The following is a 25,399-nucleotide window of genomic DNA, read 5'->3' on the forward strand; positions in this document are numbered from 1 at the left end:
GCCCATAGTTTTGCGCAGTCTAAAGTAACTTCACCGCTAACCGGCATTGAACAGACGATACGCAGCCTTGGAAATTCGACGAACGTGCTCTCATTCCGCATTTGATTACGGCAATCAAGAACAGTTCTGTAGGAGCACGGAATAGCCTCTGATGTCCAAATGTAGGAGCTTGCTCTCCACTTCTGCTCAGCCCCTCAGGAGACCAGACAATCAGGCACCTTGGGCGGTCAGCGGACCTTCGCTGCGTTTTCTGCCAACGGCGGCAAAGCGCAGATAGCGGTCTTTGCAAAACATTGGATTCACCCAGAACCGGCCGTTCGAGGTAGTATGGTTGAATTGCACCCTCAGTAGGACCGACCCAACGCCAAATAGTCTGACAATCTAGAAAACAACTCGCGCCCTTAGGCCCAGTAATGTGATGCTGCTTTGACCAGGGTTCAAAAGCGGATTGTCGATGAATTGGATCGAAGGGGTGATCTGGAGGCCCTGGGAAATCGAAAAGCGATAGAAGGCCTCCAGGGTGCGCTGACTACCGGGAATGCCATTTGCTTCCGCCCAGTTAAGGCCAATCCCCGCCAGATCAGTGCTTCGTCCGTAGTAGCCTAGGCCCACTGACACCGAGCTTTCGTAGAGAGCCGCAGTACCTTTGGATTTCCCCGCCCTGACAAAAGGCATCCACTCATTGTCGATAAACCAGGCGGCGGAAAACGTCGCCCCATAGTCTTCGGCACGACTGCCGTCATCGGCGGCATCTGCGTGCCAAAAAGTCAGGTGAATGTTGTCAAAGTAGAGCCGGTCAAACCCGCTTGTGTAGCCAAACTCGAGACTTTTGAAGAGGTTGCCATGGCTGAAAACATCAAAGTTCGGCGATGTTGGATCAGCATTCGCATCGGCCACACTCGCAACGGCATAAAAATTCTGGCCTAGCTTAGCGCCACCGGCGATTCCCAGGCCTTGATTTGGAGCATTGATCGTGGGGTTGGTGTTGAAGGCCAAATTCTGAAAACCGGTGTAGGGGCTAACCAGACCATAGACATCCAGAAAGTCTGTGACGTCGATTTGCCCCACCTGAAATGTCCACGAACCACTATGTGCCCGTTGGGTCCAAAACAGGTTCGTCAGCATGGTGCCGTTGTCATTGAAGGCGGTGCCGGTGATCGACAGAGCCCCGCCGTCCAGCCCGAAGAACTGCGGAGCAACGGCTCCATAGGCATGCCGATTTTCAATCTTGAAGGTCAGCGATCCAAGTTCTGTTGCCTGCCAACTTCCATAAAGCCTGGCGATACCGCCTCCGGCCTGGCCTTCTCCAAGATTTGAATTCGACCATTGCCCAAGCGAAAAATAGTCCAGGTTGAACCTGAAGCCGTTTTCGGCAAGGCCGTCCTTCCATGCGAACCATCTGGGCGCGACATTGCGTGGGAAGTCGCTGCGCATTTGCGGATCAGTCAATCCATCGCCGGGCGCCAGATCCGCTTCGACTGAGGATGGGCCAGACAATCCTTGTTGCGCATACGCGCAAACAGGACCAAGGGAAAACGCAGCCGCCGCTGCGAAAGGAACCAGCTTTCCGAACATCAGGCCAACCTACTCGGTCGCAACCGGGTTGGCGCCCAGCTTAGCCCGCAACTCTTCAACCCAGCTCAACTTGCCTGTTGGCTGGGAGGGGGAGTAGGGTTGGATATGGTCAACCTCCATAGCAAACGTCGCGCGCATGGGAACCGGGCCGTCCACGACTATGATCTGCTGTTCGGAAGGAGCAATTGACAGGGTCCCGCTCAATTGCATTGGTTCGTAGATTGTAGATGGTTTCCACTTCTTGGGCAGACGCACATGCACCATCTGGTTAGGGGGTGGAGGAGGCATGTGACTGCACATTCCTCGTTCGGGAACGAGGTAAGCTGTTGGAAAGCCGTCCGTGTCTTGTGGAGCAGGAATTGCAAACCCTGTCAGAGTTACCTGCTTGCCATCGAATTCTTGATTGCCAGCCCAGGCAGCTTTTTCCCTGCGTTCTGCCACAACCCAGCGCTGAGAAATGTACCAGTCGATGTCGGTGAGGACAGGCAAAAGTGAACTCTCCAGCTCGTTAACGCGTACGTCCAGCTTCGATTTTTCGTCGTTGGGCAACTCGACATCGTTTAGGCGTTCGCGCAGTCGAACAAGGGTCACTAGGTCGCCAATTTGCCCGTTCGTGAGAGACTTGTACGGGTCTTCGAAATTCTGCGCTTCCTGGTCGATCAGGTGAACCCATTCGACCTTAGCTGGTTCACCAAACGCCATTGTCCCCATCCACATGGTTGCCAGCGCATAGATCAGCTTTTTCATGACCCATTCCCTTGATTGAAAAGGCGCACCCGCAATTTCTGCGGATGCACTTTCTTGAGCGCTCTTAGTTCAGCGTGTTCTTATAGATCACGCCATCTTTCATAATGATCCGGATCGTCTCCGGGCTATCGGGGCGCGGGTCGGCTCCGAACCACTGATCACCGGTTCCGACAACCGAAAAGTCCTCGAGAGGATTGCCGTCGATCAGCAGGATATCGGCATAGGCACCTTCCTCGATCACACCGAGTTTGGCGTCAGGATAAGGGTTCGTGAAATCACCGCTAAGCGCTGCAATTTCGCCACCTACCGATGTCAGAGTAACCATCGACGCATAAGGACCGAAGAAATGGTTGTTCAGATGCTTCTCGTAGGCGATCTGAATGTTGCAGGCTTCGACAGAACCCACGCAATCGGTTTGGAAACCACGCGGTGCCGGGCATTCCTTCATACTGGGAATGTAGGCTTCAAAGGTCGCCGAAGCTGATTTGGCCTTCCTCAGACTGTTGGGATTGTTTTTCACGGACGGAACATCCAGCAGGCCTGGATCGAACGCCGTGATGTTGGTTGTGATGTACGCGCCCTTTTCTTTCATCAAAGCGGATATTTCACAATCGAAGTGAAATCCGTGTTCGATGGATTTCACCCCGGCATTCAAGGCATTGATGATCGCTTCCTTACGATAGGAATGTGCCATGACATAGGTGCCATATTCGTTGGCAACCTGAACAGCGGCCTCGATCTCTTCCTTGGAGCCAGCGAGCAACTGCCAAGGGTCGAAGGCCGAAATCACCCCGCCAGACTGCATGAACTTCAGCTGCGTTGCTCCCATGCGCAGGTTGTTGCGGCCATACAAGTAGATGTCATCTACCCCGCTGGTCTGTTGCGCCATGTTCAGATTGCCGAAGTTGGTAACGCCACCCGGCGGAGAAGTGAAGGATGCAAAATCGGCATGGCCGCCGCGTGTCCCGAGGAATGCGCCCGAAGGATAAAACCGAGGACCGACGATCTGCCCTGCATCAATCGCACGCCGGAGCCCGCCATTGGCGCCGCCGGCGTCACGCACGGTTGTGAAGCCCTGCATCAGATACATCTCGGCCATCCGGGTGCCGTGGATTGCGAAATCCTCCCAGGTTGAGTTTGTTTCCATCGCGGAAATCGATGGCCCCATGAGCATCAAGTGAGCGTGGTTCTCAATGAAACCTGGCGTTAGTGTACGACCGTCTCCGTCAATCACAGTCGCGCCCGGAGCATCAATGGCCTCGGTCGAGACGGTCTTGATCATGTTGCCCTCGACGAGCACCGAGGCGTTCTCGATCCGTGCTTCGTTAACTCCATCAAATATATGCACATTTGTGAACAGGATCTGACTCACATCTTCATCTTGGCCAAGCGCTGTTGTCGCCATTAAGGCAACAGCAGCAGTTGAAAGGATCTTTTTCAGCATCTCTCTCTCCAAACAGGGTCCATTCAGAACAGCGTACCACGTCGTCCTGGGGCGAAATTGTCCTAAGCTGACCTGTCAAAACAAGATAACTTAAAGAATGACAATTTACGGCTATCAAAACCGAATATGATGTCTTCATGAGGCGTGAAATGAAGCTAGCTGATTCGAATAGGTTGAACTCTGAGCCACTTGTCAGATTGATGACGGTTGAACCCTTCCTTTCCCACGTCAGATCGCGGGGTGTGGACACAAGATCTGCATTTGCGAGCATGGGATTAAATGAGAAGGAGGTAGGCGATCCGGATCGCCTGGTGCATGCCGAGGTTGTCTATGGTCTGACCATCAACCTGGCCGCTGCGGCGAAGGACCCCTATCTCGGCGTTTCGGTGGGTGAGGAATACGACGTCATGACCTGGCCGCACTGGGCAGATGCGATCCGCAATTCGCAAGCTTTGGCCGGGTTTCTTATACAACTGATAGAATCCACAAAAAAACTCAGTTCCGCAGTGACCCACTCACTGGAGGTAACCGCTCAGTCGACGACATACCGAGCAGACCGTATATCAACCGGCGGCAACTCATGTGGTCAAGTGGACGGGTTTGGCTTGGCGACTTACCTGCGGCTCTTTGGCCAAATGAATTCCCTTGATTGGTCACCAACGGAAATACGCTACGAAACGGCTACTCCAGAGGCTATACCCCCTAACTACAAAGGGATAGCTGTCTCGCGTGCTGAGCCGGGGACGGTTAAGCTCATTTTCCCCACAACCTGGCTGCACTCCCGTTTGAGTCCGGTCAGAATACCGCGCCCAGAACAGGCGCTGGAACTGGAAACACCCTCAATTGCCTTGGCCGTCAAAAATGTCGCGTCAGATATTTTCGCGATGGACAAAGGCGATATGAAGCCAACAGTCGCCTCGCGTTTGGGTCTCTCGACATGCGATCTGGACGCGGCGCTGAAAAAGGTAGGAACGACATTCAACCAGGTCATGCTGGCGCATCGCCTGGAGACGGCCAAGTCGGCGCTATCCGGGACAGACAATGACATAGCTGAGATTGGTAGAAAATTGGGGTTCGCCAATGCCGCAAACTTCACCAGGTTCTTCAAATCCCGCGAGGGTGTCACGCCGCGCAAATACCGGAAATCGCTGACGTTGGGAAAAAATTCTGATTGATAGAAGTGGCGTTTCCTAAATGACACAAAAACCGCACACGCAATATGAGCCCCAACCGTGAGAGTAGAGTGACAATGGAATATTTTTGTAAGTTTCTGTCGGCATCAGCCATTGGGATAATATCAATCGCTTCGCCACAGAACACTGCACAGGCGCAGGAGGAAAGATCCCCGCTGACGCTCGATCTGGGCAACGACGTATCGGTGACTTTCCACGGTTACGTGAAAGCCGATTTCATATGGGATGACGGTCATGATCTTGGCAAGACGACCAGTGGGATAAAGAATATCGGCTTACCCGCTGGTGGCCCGGTTGGCAGTTTTGACCGGCAGCAACTGAACGAAACACGGATCGGTTTTGACGTACGGGGGCCGAACGACCTGTTCGCCCGATTTGAGGGTGACTTCTTTGGGAAAGATGACAGCCTGCGTTTGCGACATGCGTATATCGATTGGTATGGGGTCATAGTTGGCCAAAACTGGACCAACTTCATGTCGGTCGAGAACTTGGCTGACACCGTTGATTTTCAAGGGTCGCTCGCCTATCCGTTCTCACGAGTCCCGCAGGTACGGTATACCTATTCGGGTTGGGATAACATTTCTCTTTCCGGGTCGGTAGAAGAAGACAAGACCAACAAAAACGAGCTTACCTATACCATGGCTCTGCGGTATGGGCTCGAGAGCGGTATGGTCCGCATGGCCGGACTTTATCGCGACACAGTGGTTCCTGGGTCGAACGTTAACGGTTGGGGTGTGAACCTGTCCGCTGTTTTTGGTCTCTGGCAGGGCGGCAAGCTCAAGGCTAACTTCACGACCGGGAAAGGCATTGCCGACATTGTGAACGCAGGCTTGACTGGTAATGCTCTTATCATTGGGGGCGAGGCGGTCGGTGTCAATTCGGCCGCTTTGACCGTTTCGCAACAGGTCAATGATAAGCTCAAATTGGCCGTGACAGGAGATTGGCTGAACCTGGAACAATCCAGCGGAACTGATACGGATAGTCTGTCATCTGTTCACCTGTCAGCCTTCTTTGAAGTCTACCGAAATACCACTCTAATGGCTGAATACTACTCAGGTCGGCGCACCCAAGGGAACGGAACCAAATTCAGTTCGGATCGCGTTCAACTGGCGATCAAATATGCCTTCTAGCCGGTTGCCTTCTTTGGCCGGTAAGGCTTGAAGAGCCCGGCATCGACCAGGGTTTCGCAAGCGGGCCAAGGTCCGCATTAGTTCGATTGGCAATAGCGGCAATGTCTGCAAAGGGCTGAGGACCGCCGCTAGGAAAACTTCGCTAAAAGGTCTGCTTTGAACGAAGTGAGGGTCCTAAGCGCAGGCACTTCCGTGTTTCTTTCTCGTGTATGACCGTCGTAGGTGTCGGTTTTAAATTGAGGTCGATAGAAGAATTACACTGCCACTTTTTGGGGGAATTGAGCTTCTCGTTATTCTTGCATTACCAGGTCTTCAAAGCGCGGGGCTCCTGTTTCTGGAAGCGTTGCGAAGCGGATCCCGTCCAACCCTATCTCATCTCGAAGCTTAGCTAGTTGATTTAACTCGTATCCAGATCCCTGCGGGACGATTAATAGCGCTTCAGGTACTAGCTTCCGTAGCAACCACAGATAACCAAGTGTGTTGACTGTGAACTGTCGCTCTACTCTTTGCCGGTAGGCATTGATCTCAACGGCCACTTTGGGTTTGCCGTCAATTTCGACGACATAATCAGGATAGAGAGAGCCTAAGCTTCGCCCGTCCTTTAGCTGCATGTTCTCGGTCCCAAACACCTTGGGGCCGTGCTGCATGAGAAATTTGAAAACGGTTTGGTCGAATATTTGCGCTCGTTGTGGTGAAGACAGCTTTGAAAGATCTGCATTTGCGTGTTGGTCAACACGTTCTTGTCGGAGTCGGTCGAATTCAGCCTTTAGCTGGACCTGCCTCATCTGCCCCCCGAACACCTGCGGAGCGAGTTTTTCCGCTGTGACTTGATCCAGTTCTTCTATTTTCATCAAAAAGAGTACCAACGTCATGCCCAACCACGCTGGTCTCTCTTTTTCTACATTTGGGTGTCTCTTTTTTAGCCATTTATATGCTTCCAGCGGGTTTCTCAGAGTGTGAGGTCGTTTCCCTCTTAGCACGGCAACCCGGTTTAGAACTTCTGAAGGTGTGCGAAAGCCATATTTTATTGGGTTGTCGACTGCTTCTTCCAGGGCTTCACCAAAATCCACCCAACTCTCTTTTTTTGCCACGTCTTCGAGGCCGTTGCTATTTAGCATCGGTTTTCACCATTTTTGTAACACTGCAATATCTAATTGCATTTGGCAATGTCATCATTGTAGGGATAACCCTATGAAGAATGACAGTAGAGCAGAAAACCCAGCACGCCAAGCTTGGCAAAAAGGGCAAAAGAAAAAGTCCCACTTCTTGTCGCCAAGGAAAGCGCAAGGAGTGATCCAGACTGAAAGCGGGCTTGAGGCAAGCTTTGCGTTTGGCTGTGACCTTCACCCAAAGGTCAAGGCCATCCGACCTCAACCTTGCACATTTGACCTCAAGTCGGGACGCTCGTACGCGACAAAAGCCGAGTTGATCAACAAATTCAAAGGAACGGGATACAGGCCAAAGCCCTATACGCCGGACTTTGAAGTTCACTGTTTTGGCGGTCGAAAGCTGTATGTTGAAGTTCGCCACTCCAGGCTTCTCCAGCGCAATGATCGTACTCTTTTGCTGCCTGGCATTTTCAAAGCCCTTGGCCTGGAGCTATTGATCATCACTGATCAGTTTCTCACCAGAGACTTGGTGCACAACATCAGATCACTTCATCCCTACTTGAGAACATCGCTATCAGATGGGTTTTTGGACGCTCTATCCTCAGTGGGTGAACAATCGTTCAGACTGGAGTGGTTATTAGCCAGTCTTGGATGCAGGCAGGAAGATTTGCTCAGTTCAATCGTGTCAGGCTACGTCGCCGTTGACTTCAGGGCCGGGATGCTCCGCCCCAAGTCTATTGGTCGAGTGTCGCGAGGCGACACGTCTTATCTGGAGGTATTCCCTCTATGATTGACGCTGAACAGTCTTACGTCGGATGGCAAATAATTGTCGAAAGTGAGCCCTATGTGATCGATGAGACCGATCACCGTCACAACCGCGTTGTACTCAGGGATGAGGATGGGACCCAAAGGGAGATCACAAGTGATGAGTTTCGGGAGCTCTTCGCACTGGGTGCCGTAGCGCACCCGTCTGGTCCATCGGCATCCTCCAGAAGGTTGGGCACTCCGGAAGAAAACAGCGAAACGCGATTCCGAGAATTGGTTCTTCGAAGGTCTAACGAACTTAAGCAGCAAGGGTACTCGTTGCCAAAGCGAAGAAAGAAAATCATGGAAGAGCTTGAGGCTCATCCACTGCTAACGGCACGAAAAAAACCGTTCCCGTCAGTCAGGACCATGCAGGCATGGCGCAAAGAATATCTTGAGAAAGGTAAGGATGGATTGCGGTCCAAGAGCTTCAAGTCTGGAAACCGCACAGCAAGGTATGACTTTGAGTTCCGAGAGGTCGTCTTGGATCTATTGGAAAAACACTTCATCGAGAATGACTTGAAATCCATCGCCTGGATTTCACGGCAGGCTGAGAGGATTTATCTCAGACAATGCAAAGTCGAGGAAAAAACACCCGGTCCGTATGGACGGAAATGCGTTGAAGCAATCGTGTATGCCCTCCCACACGCAGGACTGCTTAGAAGGCGCGCCGGGGATGAAGAGGCGGATAAACGCTACCTCATGGCCCTGGAGTATCAGAGGATCTCAACCCCGCTCGAAAGAGTTGAGCTCGACTGCACTGTACTCGATCTGTGGTGCGTTGATGATGACGGGAACCCGATTGGTCGGCCCTACGTCTGTGTGGCAATAGACTGCGCGACCGGCATTATTCTTGGGATGCAGCTCAGCTGGAGTCGCCCAGACGCAGCCTTCGTGTCGCGGACTGTGAAAGAAATTCTGGAACCCAAGAGCCCAGAGTTCTTCTTGATGCATGGTATCGAAAACGACTTTCAAACATTCGGGACGCCTCAGCTTTTGATTACCGATCAGGGATCTGAAAACAGTGGTGATGTTTTGCAATCTGTTATCGACTGCTCAAGCCTGGAATGGCGCAAAATGATCCCGGGTCGCCCAGACAAGAAGCCCTTCATCGAAAGGTTTTTTCTGGAGCTTAGCCGTTTTGTGACGCAGTATCCTGGTGCCTCACAGACTTCCGTAATTGGGCCAAGAGATAGAACGGAAAAAGCCAAGCTGGAAGCATGTTTGACGCTTCAGCAAGTCGAAACACTACTTCAGAGGTGGCGATACGACGTATACGCTCGGATGCCTCGACGTAGGGTGCAAAACGTGCTTCGGACCATCGAGTGTCCGATGCAGTCCTGGAAAAGGACTTCGTTGGAGTGTTTTCTGCCATTGCCACCGACGCCTCATCAACTCCGTGAAATGTTCATGGTGCAAGCGGCAACGCGTTCGGCTCAAAGGTATGGTATTCCTTATCGCGGCGTAACCTATCACAGTCCGGAGTTGGCAAGTTACTTGAAACGTGTCGGAGTGCCGACTGAAGTTGATATCCGCATCGACCCAAATGACATCCGAGAAATCGCGGTATTGGACTACCTGTCCGGCGAGCACTTCTTTGTGCCGGCAAAATATGAAGAGTGCCCGGCGCTATCCTTTGATGAGTTGGCCAGACTTCGAAAGAAGACGCGTACTCCCGAAGATGAAGAGCTCAAGGAAAAGGCCTTGATTGCCGCGATGGCGCTGCACCTCTACGAGGAACAGAGCAAAGCCAAAACAACGACCGCAAGGTCCAAAGAGAAGGCTGCGAAGCAACAACGCCGCCATGATATCCTGGCCCAGTCTCGCAAAGCGATGGAAAGGACCGGGGTCACCGAACTGCCGATTTCGAATGAGATACCCAAATTCGAAATGCCCCAAAATATGCCCAGCTTCGTAAACAAAGGAGGCGAAAGCTAATGACCGACGCGTTGCTTGTGGCGCTTGAACAAACAATCCACCATCCGAGTTACGAAGAGGCATCAAACCGGCTCACTGAAGCCGTGTCCATCGCTCGTTCAATCCAAGGATCAGCCATCTTTCTTTCCGGACCTACGCGTTGCGGTAAATCGCAGCTGTTGCGGGACACTCAGGCAAAGCTCGGCCAACCGCCCGAACTGAGCAATGATCTGTTGGCGCTTTCCGGATTGGAAGGCGCTAGCGACTTCGTCATTGGAAGCATTCCAACCAAGCCAAACAGCAAAACTCTGATTACCGCAATGCTGGAAGCTGTGGGGGTAAAGGCTGGCCCCAGTCAGAGCGCACACGACTTACAGGCACGCTTGTGTTTTGCCGTTCGCGACAAAGGTATTCGGGTCATAGCGTTGGACGAATGCAGTCACTGCGCAGAACGAGGAGCCCACCTTTCCAAACGTGGAGCTACCGATCACTTCAAGTGGCTGATTGATCAAACTGGGATCACGCTGATACTCGCTGGCTTACCCAAGTTCCAAAGCCTCATTGATGAGAATGAACAATTGCGGGACCGAACACTGTCCACAATTGAACTTAACCCCTATTCGTGGTCCAGCGGTTCCGATGCCACTGGCTTTGCGACGGCACTTTCTGAGGCTTTGTGTAACCTGCAAGCCGCTGGAGCTCATTTGGACTTCGGCTTCGAAGACATGGTCGTTAGATTGTACGGCGTTACCGGCGGTCGCATAGGAATGATGGTGCGAGTTCTTCAGGTCGCTGTTCTGAAGATGAAATCCCAAACCCTGACATTCAAGGATATCTCTGACGGCGCACTGACGCTGACGCAAAAGAGCCTGAATGCTCGCCACTTGTTCGAAACTGAGGTTCCTCAGAAGATTGATCTTGTTCGCGCCTACATTCGAGTAATGCAAGACGCCGGGCTGGAGGTAACCCCCGAATCTCTCGCTGATCTGGAGGCGCTTGAGGCTGCATGAACACGCATTGCCCGAACCCTCTAGCACCGACGATTTCTGAAAGCCTGTTAGGTTACCTGAGGCGTGTAGGGCGTGCGAAAGCTCACTACGTTACGGCCGACTTCCTCGGAGAATTAGGCACAAAGTACGGGCGTACTCTAATTGACGCCCTTTCGGAGATCGAATGTGAACTGAGACTACCTCGCGGTTCACTTGAGCCACTTGCTCCACGCTCTCCACCAAAGGAAGCCTGCCGGGATTGGCATTTCGAGCGACTTCACTCTGACCCTGTGTGCCCGCAGTGCCTGGCAGAGAAGAAGCCATACCAAGCTTATTGGCGCCACGCCTTGGTCAGCGCTTGCCATGATCATCGTTTGAGGCTTGTCGATGATTGCCCCAATTGCAGAGAACGGCTCACCCCGAACACAGGGGGGTACTGTCTTTGCTCATGTGGGTTTACGCTGGATCGGCTTCCACGCATTCAAGCCCCCGAACACGAGTGTGCTGTTGCAGAAGCAGTCTCTGGCGTTGGACCCCTCGTCGCAACAGTCGAGACATCTCCACACTTGTTGGAGAATATTGGCAAGTTCGTTCACTTTTTGGCGTCGGGGTTTGGAGAAAACCGCACAGGAAAAGCCGGAAAAACAAAACGTCCGAGGACGGTTGAAGATACAATTCAGGTTTTGGAACCGTTGGCTACTCTGATCACTGATTGGCCAAAGGGCTTTGAATCCCATGTTGAACAACAACTAAGAGCAGGCAATCCTAACGCAGCGAGTGCGCCAGATCGTTTGGGCAATTGGTATCATCGGCTCATGCAGTTTCGAGATCCAGCTTATGCTCCGTTCAAAGAGGCTGTGGGGCGTGTAGTTGAAAGGGAGTTCAAAGGTTCGCACCCGGGACGCCTGGTTTCCAGTGAAACGAGAGACTGGTTGCCAGCAAAGACAGTCGCCGAACGCCTGGGAGTTAGCCCACAGCGCCTGGTCGAAGCTGTTCAGAAAGGGGAAATCGCCGGCAAAATCAACAAAAGCGGCTTCGGGCACCAGCATGTGGTAATCCCAAAATTTGAAGTGGCAGTCATAGCATCAGAACGCCGAGCTTTTTGGAGCGGAATGCAAGCCAGGGAGTTTCTCGGAGTTGGTCGCAAGCAATTTGACCTCCTCAGGGAATGTGGTGTGATCTTCGAAGTTCCAGAGTCCGAGCGGCCGGTACTTGCAGATGGAAGATTCTTTTCCACCTCCCTAATCGAACTTGTCGCACACATTCGAGTCGCGGCAACTGATGCAGGGGGCGACACCGTTGCCTTTTCAGACCTTACGCTGCGCCGTACGACAGATAAGGCTGCGATGAAGAAGCTAATGGAACTCATCTGTGAGGGAACAGTCCAGGCTTCTGCGGCTTCCCCTGATGCGAAACTTGCCGAGTTCAGGTTCTTGAAATCCGACGTCGAGCACGTTTTGAGATCAGAACGGCACTCATTGGACTGGACGGCCAACGATGTTGCGAAACTGACGGGGTGGAAAGCTCAATCAGTGACGCACTGGTGCAAGGAAGGGCTGTTGGAATCTCGCACGGTGCCGCATGGAACTGGGGTCAGTTTCCTCGTCAGTCCGGCGCAGCTGGCAACTTTCCAGAGCCGTTTTGTTCCCGTTGCTACGCTCGCAAAACACAAGGGAACAACGTCCAGGAAGCTACTTTCAGAATTCGCAAGGCTTGGGATCAACACCTACGGCGCCGAGCGCAAAGATGGAACGAGCCGAGGCCATCTAATCAGGTTTGCAGATCTGGTGTCGCGGCAGTCAGTACTGGCATCCTGCGCCGCCTCAGACTGAACCAACTATACTAGAAATCGAGCGGTCAAAGACAAGAAAAGGAAGACCAAATGAACGTCGCAATAAATCTCCCTGCACCGGTTAGCATCGACAAACGCTATCTGGGCTTTCAGGACCAATTCTCCTTTGACGTGCCTGGTATCAAGAGCAGTGTACACATGCATGTCTTTGCGTCGGCATGGACAGGTGAGGTTCGAGCTGTTTTGCAGAAGGCCAGTAAGAAGAAAAGCAGCTCGTGGTTTCTAAGCCACGTCGTGCTGCCGGATTACCGCACCCGAAACATCAGGCTTGGCGTGGTTCAAACCGATTTCAGCAAGCCATACAGCAATTCCGACTATGCCCTCGCACTCTTCGATGACGAATTGGTTCAAATTCGCTCTGAGATGACAGGCCCGGAAGCACGAAATCCGTGTGAAAAGTTCGCACGATTGTTCTACAGAAACTTCTGCGACACCGCCAAAGCACAGGCAACTGGCCGGAAATTCTCTGATCTTCGACACGATTTCATTGTCTGGACCAACCGCTACAACGCTGCCCAAAGAAGCCATTGACGGTCTACTAAGAGAAGATACCTGTAACGAGCGGAGGTTCGCAAAAGACATCTGGCGAGCCCCGTCTTTTCTCCGGCAGTTTCGTTCGATACATCGAAATGGTTCTTTAGGGTACGAAGCAAGCGTTCAAAGCCTTCTGCGATAGCGTCGAAAAACTCCTGCCTTCTGGTTCTCTCGGCTTTTGCCTTCTTGGCAGCAATCTGACAAAGCGCGAGCCTACGACACCTCCTGGTGCACTTCGATAACATTGCCTTCGGGATCGTGGAAAAACACCTGGTGCCATTCCTTGGCAAAGGCGGTCCCATAGTCGGAATAGGGGATGCCTTCCGCATCGAGGATTGCCTTGAAGGCATCGATATCATCTGTTCTGAAGGCAATATGTCCGCGTTCCACTGGATTGATGACCTCGCCATTTTTGAAAGCAACACCAAAGTCCCTCTCGGCGAGATGCATCTGCATCTTGCCTTCGGTGGCAAACCGGATCTTGCCAGAATAACCGTCGTCCACCGATGCCTCTGGCCTGGGAAAGGATTGGATCGGAATGTCATCTAGCCCAAGCACTTTGGTGTAGAATTGGTGGAGCCTGTCCACGTCATCAGAGACATAGTTGATGTGATGGAACTCAAGTTTCATTTTTAAGATTACCCTTCCTTAACTGAAGTACCGGGTGTGGATGCCAAAACCTGGTCGCTGTCTGATGGTGATCCTTTGCGACCCTCTGTTCCATCGATTGCACAGTTGTTACCCAAGAACAGACTGTCGGAACTTCTTCACCGCAACGTCATCGCTGAAGGCTTGGCTTGGAAACCGCGAAAAGAAACCATTGTGACCTCCGTGCCGGGTGAAGATTGGCTCCAGCGCTGCGCTCTCTGACAGCCTTTGGGCGTGAATCGACCGAACGATGGGATCATCAAGGGCAGTCAGTAGCGTTAAGCTGGTCGGGCAGCCCGCAAAGTCGTCTGGATGAATACGGTAAGCGTTAAAGTAGGCTTCTATGGAAGGGTATTCAGTCCACTGTCGAACCGAGAACTCCGTCAGGGACCGGATCGACTTCTTTGCCAGCACTTCCTGCACACCCTGCATTTCCGGGAATTCGGCCTGCTTCTCGCGGGACAGGTCAGCGAACTTCTTCAGAAAATACCGCCTGAAAATCCCAAACGCATCGATCATATCGCAGGTGTCGGAAGGTTCGATCACCGGGCTGACGGCCAGGACATGGCGCAACTGTGGGATCGGGTGTGCCTTCAAATCCCGAGCCAACCTCAGAGCAAAATTACCGCCAAGGGAAAAGCCCATCAGGCCAAGTGGCGTCTCGGGGCTTCGCGATGCGATGTCCCAAACAGCTTCGCGAATAAAATCATGTCTAGACAGATCTATCACGGCGGCATTCATCAAGGCTGCCTCGCCGTGTTCCGGCAGGGTCAAGCGAGCGACTGAGAAGCCGGCATCATGAAGCGCTTTTGCCGCTGAAACCACGTATGAGGATTGTGGTGTACCAAGCCATCCATGAAAGAGGATGATCATTCCTGCCGCATCAGGCCGTTCATTTAGATAGCAACTTGTCCGCAGACCCGGACCTGCATTCAGGACCAGTTTGGTCGTATTGCTTTCGAACTCCTCGCCCCGCTTCTTGCGCATGCTATTGCTTGCCAAGGCCGTTTGCAGCATTCCCGAACGCAGCCAAATCGGGGGGCGATAGTCTGAATTGACGGTCATATGGGCTTCACTCGTGCGTGCCTCTGTAACATCAGAGGACATTAAGGTTTCGTCCCAAATCAGCCAGAGGCAATCAACGCTGCAAATTGAGCATTTCGTTCAGGGTTCCATTCTCGGTGCTTGTGGGTTTCCAAATCAAAACCAGAGCTAACCTGACCCCTTGGAGAAGAACACCACTGAAACCCGACCTCCGATCTCGGGAACATGGTTTCGGGACAGCTGCTCGGCCGAGCTGATGACCTCACTCATCTTGTCAAAGATCATAGAAGAACTGTTCTTGTCGTTCGCAAGCTTTTCCAGAATGGCCTCCAGTGCGATGTAGCCCTTGGGAAGGCCTTCATAGGCAAAACTCGCGCGTACTTCGTGTTTTGCCTGCTCCCAGAATGGATCGAGAAGACGGCTCCAGGCTTCGCAGACCATCTCAACCGACTGGAGCGAGAGGTGACCAAACATATCGTGGTCATCAAGGTCCTGTCCGCTGCCGCGGCTCATAAACTGGGCACACGCCATCATCAGGCTTTCCACACGAGCCGGACGAAGATCCCACTCTGTCAGAGCGCCGACCTGGCCCGAAATAGCTTCGAGCGCCTCAGTCAGATCAGCTAGCGACATGCGTGATTTTTCCGCGCCCAGGCGCCTGGTTTGCTCAAAAGCTGCTTCAATCGACGTCGCACAAGACACCTGGTCCCGGTCCAAGGCCAACCCATCGTTCGTGCCTCGAAGCAAGACGAGGCGTGGCGGAAAGAAGCTGCCCGGCTTATCCACGCCTTTCAGATGGAGTGCTGTGAACCGTTCGCTGGATGAAAGAAGAGCAAGTTCGGCACCCCAGGTGCCGCGAATGTCGGCCTTTTCGACGAGCCTGATACGATCAGATGCAACTGAGAGCTTTGTACGGTTTAGAACGTCGTGGAAGTTTCCGCTCCGCAGGCTTCTTTGAGATCTCAGATACTCTATGGTGCTCTCGAGGATCACTTCTGCATTCTCAGGGTCTTCCTCCAACACAGCATCGATCAGGTCTTCGCCGGCCAAAGTTCGGTAATTGCCAATGCGCTGCGCAATCTTTTCATCCGAGGCGAACTGGCCCACTGGAATGTCGACGAGGTGATAGTTTACGGTGCCGAACTCGCTGTCGATCCGATCAATCCGACCGAGCCCCTGGATCAACTCCTTCAGGTTTGAAGTGGCACCCAGCAAGACCAATGTGTCGGCAGATTGCAGGTTAATGCCCTCCGCCATTTTATAGGTGAGAAACACAGAAGAAGGGCCAGTGGGGGATTTGCTCCCGCCGGGGCGGAAGTAGGATTCGACTGACTTGCCATCCTTGATGCGGACAAAACGCGTTGGCCCATCGTCAAAGACTGTCTCTACAGCCCTCTCCTTGTCTTTCGCAGGTACGCCCACGACGAAGTTTGTGTGGTGACCTCTTTGAGACAGCGCCTCTGCATAGATTTCCAAGGTGTCGACCCGCTCGGCAAGAAAGACCACTCGCTCCTTGCGTTCCTGGATCTTCAGACAAGTTTTGTAGCGCTTTTTGTCAAGTTCTCGCAGAGGGCGAAGGCTAAGTTTCTTCTGAAGAGCATCGCATTTTGGTGATGCCGGCTCGGCGTCAATTCCAAGAATTGAAAACATGTCAGCTTGGCGGTGACCGTCGTCTTGCTTGCATGTGCCAGTTTTACGCTCGAAATCCCGAAGCCACTTCCCAATCGCCCCGTGAGCCATTTCCCAGTGTGCCTGGGCGGAACTGACACGAAGGATGTTCAGCAGATTGCGGATGTAGAGCTGGTCCTGCGTACTTTGTTGCGTGTTCGCCTGCCCGAAGCGGGATTTTTCGACGGCCGTAACCCTGGCCCCGGGTGCGAGATCCTGGCAGAGCGAGACGATCTCGTCCAAATGAGCCTGTTCCGTCTTCGTTGTTTTCAACTTCTTGGCACGGCCGTGATTGGCGAGCTTGGGATAGCTGTGCTTCGTTCGATCCTTGCTTTCACCAATGCAACGCCTTTGCCTTCTTGTCAGAAAGGGCGAAAGGAGCTTTGAAAGCTCTATGCGGGCCTGTCTCGAAAGCGCGGATCCAGTTTCAGAGAACCCGGTAGTGCTGTCTCTCTGCCCATCCTCGCAAGGAAGAGCGCCCATTTCTCTTTCGAATAGACCTCCCATTTCCTGGATGAAGGCTGGCGTCGTATAGATCGACGCCCGCTTTTCCTGCATATGCGCAAGCCAGTCTACATCCCTGTTGCCGAGGAGTGTCGCTGAAAGGCAGACATTCCAGCCGGGCGGAGCAAGTTCGATGGCCGCAGCCATTTGAGACGCTTGCTCAAATCCCGGCGTAACGGTGTGGCTTTCGTCGATGATCAGGACGCCATACTGGTCGAGCCTGAGGCCGGATTTTCTATCGTCTCCCGCACCTCGCAAATGCTGCTTTGCAAGCATGCTGTTGGCGACTGGCACCAGGGAATTCGTCGAGTATTTTTTCCAGCTTGGAATGACCTTCGGAGGGGCAATCACGGCCGCATTCTTACGTGCCACCCCATGAACCGGAGACTTGGGAATGACCCGGGAAAACGTTTCGGAAAGCGCTTCTGCAAGGTGGCAGCCAATTTCAGTTTTGCCGGAACCCGTCGGCGCTTCGACGAAGGCGAGGCCGTGGTCATAGACAATCGAACAAGCCTCATAGGTCAGATCTTGCTGGTAGGCATAGAGCGTATGGGATGTGATGTCTTTTCGGTCACCGGTGAGCCAGGGCTGAAACCCCTTTTGCTCGCAAATCATCCGCGCGACTGCATCTTCGGCTGAAACCGGTTTGATTAGCTTGTCGAGGATTTCCAGGGCTTCTGCGTTCCAATCGACAGAACACTCCCAAATCTGCTCGGCTGCCCGCTGCCTTACGGGCTGAAGGGCGTGAGACCCGGCATCCAGCCCATCAGCGTATTCGATGTTTTTATACAAACCTGATCGGGAGAAGTTTGCCGAACCCGCAACGGCGCCGACCGGTGAGCAGACGATTTTCGAGTGCATTTTTCGATCACTTCGAGTGCCGAGAGTTTCCCCGGCAAGTTCAGGGTCGAACACGCGAAGATCGATGTTGCCTCGTTGGATGGCGCTCTTGGCCAGCACCGCCAACAAATCGTGCTCTTCTTCCACTTCAAGCCCGGATTTCTCGAGCCAGTAGAGCGTCATTTCTTCGGAGACAGGCTTTGCCCGACCAATGCGCTTTGCGTTTTGCGTATCGATCCCGAAAGCGATCCGGATGCGGTCGTCGCTTTCGTTCTCCGGGTTTCTCAGATCAGGCAGCTCATTCATCAAAATCGACAGGGACGACAGAAAGTCCTGGTATCCCGTGACGATCAGACAGTCGCCTGAAACGATATGCGGGCGATAGAGATCAACGACAGGGTGATGAATATTGGTCCCAACCTTCGCGACCGTGTCCGCATCCCTGATGAGCAGCGAAGTATCAGCTGGTTTCAAAATCTTGTCTGGCTTGGCCCGAAGCCAAGGCGGAAGCCTAAACATGGATTGGCCTAATCTGACATTTGAGGCAATTGCCCATGCGAGCAACCGGTTCTGGGAAACCCGATGATGCAGAAAATTTGCCCGAAAACAATCGGATGCAAGCTCTGTCGTGGGAGAACATCATTGTCCGTTCCACTTTGCTCCTGAATCTGGCCATCGGGCTCGCTTTTCTGAGTTTGCTTCGGCTGGGTGCCAGGGAAAGATCTTCGCTAAGTAGTTGCTCAACCATCCGTGTCCCTCCGCTCGCTTGTTGCCACCTCCGCAATCTTGCGAACCAAATGCCAGACGCTGGTTCGACGTGGGTGGTTCCTGATCCATCCGGTGAAATCGCTGGCCGCGACATCCAGGTCCGGCGCTCCATGCTCAACCACCCTGACCTTGTAGTCACTGACGTCAGCGAGATCTGACATGTTTCCGGCCAGCGCCTTGGCGACCGGGGTTTCGTTCACATAGACAACAACTGTCAGCATCCTTGGTCCTTTCATTTGTTTGGTCTCGATAATCACCGGGCAGGCTCCGAGCCGCCGGGCGCACGCTCCGTCAGTTTCGGGATAGGTCTCTCGATTTGAGGTGCAGAAGGCCGCGGACCAGCCGATTCAGGATCCGCACAGACCTGTGGGTTTTGTAGGTTTCGGTGAGGGCCTCGACATCACCGAGATCAAGCTTGAAGAATTCTCGCCTGAGCCCGTGCTCTGAGGCGTATTCATCCACCAGGCTTTCGATGATCTTGGGTAGCTGATCCAGGGTGGGCGCCGGGATCTCATAAATCGTACAGCGGCTGCGCAACGGAGCCGGAACGTTTCCAAGATCATTCGCTGTCAGAAGCCAGGACACATGAGAGGCATCGACATCAGTCGCCAGGTACTTCTCGCGGTATCGTCTGGCTTCCATCGGCTCCAGCATGCCCAGAAGCTCTCCGGTGATGTCCCCGTTGCGTCCTGAATGGGTTTTGTCGATCTCGTCCAGGATGATCACCGGGTTCAGAACCCGGGCCGAGGCCACGGCTTCCGTCATGATCCCAGGATGTGCGCTGTGCCATCCCGCCGACAGGCCAAACAGGTGGTTTTCGGATTTGCCACCAACATTGGCGATCTGCGCATGAAGCCCCAGGGACGTGCAGATCTTTCGGGCAAACGCAGTCTTGCCAACCCCGGGTGCGCCAACAAGCAATGTGGGCTGGATGTGAATGATGTTCGATCCCATGCCCCAATCGCGTTCGATGCCCTGGGCAATCCCTTCGATGACCCGCTCGCAATGCGGGAACCGGCTGGACATGTTTCGAATCCTCTCCAGATCGGCAAGAGAGGCCAATCGGGCAAACCTGTCACTCCATTCGGTGAGCGCCTTGATATGGGCCGGCATGTCCCGTTGAAGGGTCTTGGGCAAATACTCGAAGTCCTCCTTGTCGACGAGGTAGCGGGCAACTCTGGACTTTTTCCTGCCTCCGGCAGAGGCGTTCTGAGTAGTTGCCTTAGCATGAGCCTTCGCGATGAGGGCCATGACATTCAGCCAAATTTCCCTGGTGGCCATCTGATCCATTGCTTTGCCGCCGCTGATGGCTGCAAACGGATCGATCTCTGCCAGCCGATCAAATTCAACTTCTCGCCACTCTTCCGGGTCATCGCTGTAGCGTGCTGACTCTTCGACCCGATTACACAAGACCTCCCTGAGGTCTTCGATTTTGGCCGTTTCGAGAACCATGCTTTTGATGATCTCCCAATGGCCGCGGTCTCTCACAGCATTCAGGGTCAGCCTGACGATGTCCGCGTTGTTGTGATCGAGCCCGGCCAGGGCAAAGATCTCGCCGTCGATCCAGTCTGTATCGCTCCCCATGTCACCAGCCCTTCGAGACGCAGGCGGGGCATCTGTGACCGGACACGCCCCAGGCGATCTGCCCGTGGTAACCGCAGCTGCGGCACTGGAGACCTTCACTTCGGACACGGGTATTCAGCCCAATTCTCGGGAAGTTCTTCATCCGCTCGGCGGCCGCCTCATGGGCATGCCAGCAACATAGGGTGGCAAACCAGTAACCGACGCACTGAAGCGTCGAGGCATTCCCGCAGCGCTCGCAGGAACGGTCGGCTTCCTGAATGGCATCCATCAGGATCGACTGGATGAACGGCTCCTCTCGCACCCCATCCAGGTAGATCCTCAGAGTCCCGTATTTCTGCTTGATCTGGCCAACTGACGGATAGCTTTTCCCCTCCGTGTCACAATGGGTTTTGATGTTCTCAAAACACTCTGAGACGACCCGAACCCAGCCGACATTTTCTTTGCCGAGATGGTTCTCCACGGAGCCGCGGACGTCCTCATAGTCGAAATCCTCAGCCATCGGAGGACACCACTTCGGCTTTGAGCCTTTCCCGTACGTTGCTGAATCCCAGGCTCTCCAACTTGACGATCATTCGGCGAAGACCTTCTTCAGTCTCAGCCAGCACAACCGACCGCAAGGCGCTGAAATCACTGTCGGGCAAGTCAAACAGGAGGTCAGTAACGCGTTGATGAGCTCGGCTATCCGCATCAAAATCAGCCATCGGGAAGACGATCTTCATCACGGCGTCCGGACCCAAAAAGCGCCTGCTCTCCAATTCGAGATCGGAGTAAACTCGGCCGGTGTTAAGATCAAAGAGCAGCGCCTCTTTGAGTTCGCGATTCACAATCCTGGATTTGAGTTCTGCAACCAGGTCGCTGTTGGGAAGTGCTCTGAGTGGGCGTTTGGGATCGCCGCTGAATTCGGGTTCATGTGGCATGCTTTGCCTCCAAATGACGATGGGAGGCATCCGAAACAATCCGACTCAAGCATATGAATCTAAAGTGATAACGGGAGGTTAACCCTCACTTGCGCACCAATGCTGCCTCCCACAGGTTTCCGTGTGGGCTATCGACCTCAGGTCGATATTCGTTGGCAATGGATGCGTGCGTAGGTCATGCCCCAAGGCTGCGGGAAGTCAGACCTGTCCGTCAAGATGGAGATTTCAGAATCCGCAAATTCACCGCGTAGTTCCGGGAACCTTCCCGCTTGAGGTGTGTGAATTTCAGTCACTCAACCGGATTTCAGATGCAGATTTCGTCTGGCTTCGCAGTTGGGAGGCCAAAACGATTCGTCTCGCCGGGTGGTAGCTATCAAGCCGAAACGAACATTTGCTTGACCGGAACAAAGGACCGCTCGCAGCCCAATGCGGACCTTTGTTGGTTACCCACAACTTTGCGGAAAAGCGGACTTAGCATGCAAAGGCTCATTGCCGTGGGGAAGACCTAGAATTCCGGGCCGCAACTTATCCGGCCCGGAGGACGCTCTTATCTATCAGTTGGGCTTCTTAGTCAGACTCTGAGCAAACAGTATGTCTTCAACGAGTTTCTGAGTTTCAGGCCGCAAATTTTCGATCCCGCCATAGAGCGGTCCATGTCCCGGTGGTTGGTCGGGGTAGAATTCTTTCATGGCAAGATGGCGTTGAGCCATCAGGCTGAAATTGGCGCCAAACCCAACTCCAATGCGAATGGAATCCTGCGGTCGATCCTCACGCGGATTCTTGTAGAGGTCATACATCGCAGCGAGGATCGGATTTCCGCCGGGCGGTGGCAAATGCATCTTGTATTGCTGCTTGACCAGCGATCTCAGCACGAACCCTTCGTAGACGAAAACATAATCCCGGCGTCCATGCGTTTCGCCAAGAAGCCAAAGCGCTGTTTGATCGACACCGTCGATGATCCGGTCGCGTGGGATGCTTGCCTCACCGTCGCCCAGCCGCGCAAAGGTGCTGAACAGGTCTGAGACATGGGTGATATCTTTGACCCGTGTCCCTTCCTCGATCATCCCCGGCCAGCGGACATAGGCATTCACGCGGACGCCACCTTCCAGGTGCTCGGTCTTGCCACCGCGATAAATCCGGTCGGACTGGCCGCTTTTGTCAACGAATTCCATGAACGGGCCGTTGTCACCCATGATCACGATGACCGTGTTGTCCGCGATCCCCAGTTCCTCGACCCGGTTCAGGATTTCACCGATGTAGCCATCGACCTTGACGATAGCTTCGGGGATAGGCCCGCCGTTCAGCGTTTTCGCCTGCTCGATATCCGTCCTGGTGAAGCTGATCGGGAACAGCGGCCAGTATTGCAGAAAGAATGGTTTGTCGCCCGCAGCAAGCTTTTCCAACTGGCCCAGGGTACTCTGCTTGTAGCGCTGCCCCATTGCAACGTAGTCGTCCTGGGAGAACTTCTGCCCCGGCTCCATGTGGACTTCCCTGATCGCCCCACCTTTTTCACCAGCGGTTCCGTAGACCATTGCATATGGGTCGATGCGGAACGTGTCATCCAGCATCAGGTCGGTGGTGCGAAGCCGCAGATCAACACCATCAACATGCCCTTCGTTCAGGGCGGTCGAGTTCATTAAGGCAAGCTGAGCCTGCTGGTGAATCGGGTGCTCGGCGTAATCGAAACCCTGATTGATTGCATAGCTCTGTTCGATATCGCCCATGTGCCACTTACCGATATGGGCGGTGGCATAGCCGTTTTCGCTCAGAACTTCGGCCAGTGTCACCTCGCGATCTGCCAGGCCCTCGCCTTCGGGCACAGCCTTAGCCTCGTCAAAGCCGGTTCGGACAGGGTGACGACCGGTCAGCATGGCAACCCGCGTCGGCGTGCAAGACGGCTCCGAATACATCCTCATCATGGACATGCCCTGCTCGGCAAAGTTCGAAATATTGGGGGTTCCGTAGCCGCGGATCACATCCAGGTCGGGCATACCAACTTCGCCAAAGCCAATGTCGTCCAGCAGGATGTAGAGAATATTGGGGGGGTTGCCGCCATTCCGTTCGCGAAATTCAGCCAACTTGGCGTCAATGTCCTTATCCTCAACCGCCCAGCGTTCCCCGTGCTGACGCTCCAGAATTCGATATTCAGCGTCGCGGACAATCGGAGCCTCTTGTGCCAGGGCGACCGATGGCAGGGCCAGGGTCGCCAGGCTACAGAGTATCTGTAGATAGTGTTTTCTTGTGTGGGCCATGTTTTCTTTGCTCCATTGTCGTTTCGCCAAATTCGATTTTCTGTGTCGAAAAGGTTGAACAATTGCCGTTTGTTCCAGCGGCAAACCGGGTGCTTTCGCGCGGACTGGCTCGGTGCCCGTCAGGTCTCCTGAAGCTTCTTCAGTATCTCCTCTTTCAACCCTTCAAGGCTGTCGCGAAGATCTGATTGAAGTCGGCGTGCTCCGTTGTCCCTAATCGCAGGAAGCGCGTGGAGATCTTTCATCAGCAGCTCGAAATCCTTGCAGATTTCGTCCAGTGCACAGTCGCAACTGCGCCGTTCTTGGATCTCGCCCGCCAATTCTGCGAAGCTTTCTTCGATTGCACCCATTTGCCTTCCGCAATTCCGTCAGAGTTCCGGCCAACAGTGTGCGCTTGCGATCAGCTGCGCCAGTTTCACACGGTGTGAAAGGGGTGAAACACTTTTGATTTTGGGAGCTTGTGACTAACCTGACCGAATGAATGACACCTCGAACAATTCCGAACCAGACTGCTCAGCCGCTGATTTGTCGACCGAAGCCGACATCCTGGGCGAGTTGCAAAGGGTCAGATCGAGCGAGATGTTCAAAGGGGCCAGTCGACTCGGAGACCTGCTTGACTATGTGGTGAACCAGAACCTTTCCGATCCATCCAGGAAGATCTTCGCGAAGACAATTGCCGAAGAAGTCTATGGTCGCTCACCCGATCAGGACACTGACAATCACAATATCGTTCGAGTCGACGCAGGACGCCTGAGACGCCGATTGGCCGAGTATTATGCTGGACCCGGGCAAAATGATCCCTTGTTCATTCACGTCGACACCGGCGGATATGTTCCGCGGTATGAAATTCGGCGAACCGAAGACGTCGAGACAGAAGCTCGCCACCAGGCGGGCGATTCTCCGCCGCCCGCTCGGAGCGGTAGAAAGACCCTTGTTGTTCTGACCTTGGCCGCTCTGTTAGTGGGCTTCGGCTTGGGTGCTTTGATTCACCCGTTCGGCAGGTCGACAGTTGAACAACCTCTGCAACTGGAACATTCCGGTGACCCGAAACTGGAAGCAGAACGACTGGCCAGACTGGCCAAGTCTCCGTCGAGCCTGCAAGCCGTCACCTTGTCGGATCACGCACGGAATCTCATTTTTCCAATGTTCGAACGACAACAGCTGGAGCTGTCTCTGGCAATGTTCCAACAGGCGATCCGCAAGGATGCTGGGTATTTCGGGGGACATGCTGGATCTGCACAATGTCTTGCTGCGATGGCCATTTTCCTTCCCGACGGGCCAAAAAGAACGGAGCTGATCGAGGAAGCACGCCAAAGCGTTGATCGCGCAGAAGAGCTCTCGCCGACGAACTCCTGGACCCAATCAGCACTTTCTTGGGTGTTGTATGTGGAAGGCGATATCGAACAGGCCAAGGAACATGCTGACATAGCCTTGAACCTTGCTCCGGCAGATGGGAACGTTTTGGATTTCTATGCCATCCTTATGCTCTTTGTTGGTGAATTCGAGGCCTCCCGCTCGGCATCCGACATGGAACGGTTGAGAACCTCCGGCCTTGGCAGGTTTGCAAACCTCAGCATAAACGGGGCGGCAAATTTTCATCTTGGGAATTACCAGGAGGCTATCGTCTCCTTGAACGCCGCCACAGCTTCCGGTGATCCATTTTCCGCTCCTACTCTCGCCTATCTCGCAGCCTCTCACCAAGCGCTTGGCAATACGAAAGATGCCAAACGGTATGTACTGGAGCTCGCAGAAAACTGGCCGGACTTTGATCCGGAAGTCACCTTGAGGCGCCTGTACAAGAGCCCCGATCAAGTGGCCGAGATAGCTGACAAACTGACAGAGGCAGGCTGGGCAAGAAAACCGTGAAGCGACACCGGTAAATT

21 protein-coding genes and 1 pseudogene are annotated in these 25,399 nt (G+C 53.7%); 9 read left to right on the forward strand and 13 right to left on the reverse strand.

What is annotated here, in order from left to right; genetic code table 11:
- Positions 1-381: 381 nt before the first annotated feature.
- The 3 genes from ACP15U_RS17705 to ACP15U_RS17715 all read right to left on the reverse strand — a co-directional run bounded on the left by ACP15U_RS17705 (position 382) and on the right by ACP15U_RS17715 (position 3,766).
- On the reverse strand, positions 382-1,449 hold the full coding sequence (locus tag ACP15U_RS17705) for a carbohydrate porin (RefSeq protein WP_425046488.1): 1,068 nt from the start codon (positions 1,447-1,449) through the stop codon (positions 382-384).
- Positions 1,450-1,584: 135 nt separating this feature from the next.
- The gene (locus ACP15U_RS17710) at positions 1,585-2,322 is read right to left on the reverse strand and encodes a DUF3299 domain-containing protein (protein ID WP_425046489.1); all 738 of its coding nucleotides are present in this window, start codon (positions 2,320-2,322) and stop codon (positions 1,585-1,587) included.
- A 64-nt stretch (positions 2,323-2,386) separates the two neighbouring features.
- A complete protein-coding gene (locus tag ACP15U_RS17715; protein ID WP_425046490.1) occupies positions 2,387-3,766 on the reverse strand; it encodes an amidohydrolase family protein in 1,380 nt (459 codons plus the stop codon).
- 149 nt (positions 3,767-3,915) lie between these two features.
- Between ACP15U_RS17715 and ACP15U_RS17720 the strand changes: the two genes are divergently transcribed.
- Both ACP15U_RS17720 and ACP15U_RS17725 read left to right on the forward strand, forming a co-directional pair.
- A complete protein-coding gene (locus ACP15U_RS17720) occupies positions 3,916-4,941 on the forward strand; it encodes a helix-turn-helix domain-containing protein (protein ID WP_425046491.1) in 1,026 nt (341 codons plus the stop codon).
- Between the two features lie 74 nt (positions 4,942-5,015).
- Positions 5,016-6,089, forward strand: coding sequence for a porin (locus tag ACP15U_RS17725; protein ID WP_425046492.1), 1,074 nt, complete (start codon positions 5,016-5,018; stop codon positions 6,087-6,089).
- A 290-nt stretch (positions 6,090-6,379) separates the two neighbouring features.
- Here the strand turns inward: ACP15U_RS17725 and ACP15U_RS17730 are convergent, their stop codons facing one another.
- Positions 6,380-7,207: a hypothetical protein gene (locus ACP15U_RS17730; protein ID WP_425046493.1), complete on the reverse strand. Its 828-nt coding sequence runs from the start codon at positions 7,205-7,207 to the stop codon at positions 6,380-6,382.
- Positions 7,208-7,280: 73 nt separating this feature from the next.
- Here ACP15U_RS17730 and ACP15U_RS17735 point away from each other — a divergent pair, with 73 nt between their 5' ends.
- From ACP15U_RS17735 to ACP15U_RS17760, 6 genes and pseudogenes are all read left to right on the forward strand, one after another.
- On the forward strand, positions 7,281-7,988 hold the full coding sequence (locus tag ACP15U_RS17735; protein WP_425046494.1) for a hypothetical protein: 708 nt from the start codon (positions 7,281-7,283) through the stop codon (positions 7,986-7,988).
- A complete protein-coding gene (locus ACP15U_RS17740; protein WP_425046495.1) occupies positions 7,985-9,940 on the forward strand; it encodes a Mu transposase C-terminal domain-containing protein in 1,956 nt (651 codons plus the stop codon). Before ACP15U_RS17735 ends, ACP15U_RS17740 begins: the two co-directional genes overlap by 4 nt.
- Positions 9,940-10,929, forward strand: coding sequence for a TniB family NTP-binding protein (locus ACP15U_RS17745; RefSeq protein WP_425046496.1), 990 nt, complete (start codon positions 9,940-9,942; stop codon positions 10,927-10,929). The genes ACP15U_RS17740 and ACP15U_RS17745 overlap by 1 nt, the downstream gene beginning before the upstream one ends.
- A pseudogene (locus tag ACP15U_RS17750) lies at positions 10,926-11,279 on the forward strand (TniQ family protein); the annotation flags it as partial. The gene ACP15U_RS17745 and the pseudogene ACP15U_RS17750, both read left to right, overlap by 4 nt.
- A gap of 195 nt (positions 11,280-11,474) precedes the next feature.
- The gene (locus tag ACP15U_RS17755; RefSeq protein WP_425046597.1) at positions 11,475-12,740 is read left to right on the forward strand and encodes a hypothetical protein; all 1,266 of its coding nucleotides are present in this window, start codon (positions 11,475-11,477) and stop codon (positions 12,738-12,740) included.
- A 50-nt stretch (positions 12,741-12,790) separates the two neighbouring features.
- A complete protein-coding gene (locus tag ACP15U_RS17760; protein WP_425046497.1) occupies positions 12,791-13,291 on the forward strand; it encodes a hypothetical protein in 501 nt (166 codons plus the stop codon).
- Positions 13,292-13,507: 216 nt separating this feature from the next.
- Here ACP15U_RS17760 and ACP15U_RS17765 read toward each other — a convergent pair whose 3' ends face one another.
- The 9 genes from ACP15U_RS17765 to ACP15U_RS17805 form a co-directional block, all read right to left on the reverse strand.
- Positions 13,508-13,924, reverse strand: a complete 417-nt coding sequence (locus ACP15U_RS17765) for a VOC family protein (RefSeq protein ID WP_425046498.1) — start codon at positions 13,922-13,924, stop codon at positions 13,508-13,510.
- Positions 13,925-14,032: 108 nt separating this feature from the next.
- Positions 14,033-15,007, reverse strand: coding sequence for an alpha/beta fold hydrolase (locus ACP15U_RS17770; protein ID WP_425046499.1), 975 nt, complete (start codon positions 15,005-15,007; stop codon positions 14,033-14,035).
- Positions 15,008-15,154: 147 nt separating this feature from the next.
- Positions 15,155-18,517, reverse strand: coding sequence for a DEAD/DEAH box helicase family protein (locus ACP15U_RS17775; RefSeq protein ID WP_425046500.1), 3,363 nt, complete (start codon positions 18,515-18,517; stop codon positions 15,155-15,157).
- 221 nt (positions 18,518-18,738) lie between these two features.
- Positions 18,739-18,987, reverse strand: a complete 249-nt coding sequence (locus ACP15U_RS17780) for a hypothetical protein (RefSeq protein WP_425046501.1) — start codon at positions 18,985-18,987, stop codon at positions 18,739-18,741.
- 70 nt (positions 18,988-19,057) lie between these two features.
- Positions 19,058-20,350 (reverse strand): AAA family ATPase, encoded by a 1,293-nt coding sequence (locus ACP15U_RS17785; RefSeq protein ID WP_425046502.1) that lies wholly within the window; start codon positions 20,348-20,350, stop codon positions 19,058-19,060.
- A gap of 1 nt (position 20,351) precedes the next feature.
- Complete coding sequence (locus tag ACP15U_RS17790) at positions 20,352-20,849, reverse strand: hypothetical protein (RefSeq protein ID WP_425046503.1); 498 nt, start codon at positions 20,847-20,849, stop codon at positions 20,352-20,354.
- A complete protein-coding gene (locus ACP15U_RS17795; protein WP_425046504.1) occupies positions 20,842-21,267 on the reverse strand; it encodes a hypothetical protein in 426 nt (141 codons plus the stop codon). Before ACP15U_RS17795 ends, ACP15U_RS17790 begins: the two co-directional genes overlap by 8 nt.
- A 554-nt stretch (positions 21,268-21,821) precedes the next feature.
- A complete protein-coding gene (locus ACP15U_RS17800; RefSeq protein WP_425046505.1) occupies positions 21,822-23,519 on the reverse strand; it encodes a sulfatase-like hydrolase/transferase in 1,698 nt (565 codons plus the stop codon).
- A 119-nt stretch (positions 23,520-23,638) separates the two neighbouring features.
- Positions 23,639-23,866 (reverse strand): hypothetical protein, encoded by a 228-nt coding sequence (locus ACP15U_RS17805; RefSeq protein WP_425046506.1) that lies wholly within the window; start codon positions 23,864-23,866, stop codon positions 23,639-23,641.
- A gap of 127 nt (positions 23,867-23,993) precedes the next feature.
- Here ACP15U_RS17805 and ACP15U_RS17810 point away from each other — a divergent pair, with 127 nt between their 5' ends.
- Entirely contained in the window at positions 23,994-25,382 is a 1,389-nt protein-coding gene (locus tag ACP15U_RS17810; protein ID WP_425046507.1) for a hypothetical protein, read from the forward strand.
- The last annotated feature ends 17 nt before the right edge of the window (positions 25,383-25,399 follow it).

The sequence above is a fragment of the Primorskyibacter sp. S87 genome, from assembly GCF_049801055.1.
Classification (GTDB): domain Bacteria; phylum Pseudomonadota; class Alphaproteobacteria; order Rhodobacterales; family Rhodobacteraceae; genus JBNAGF01.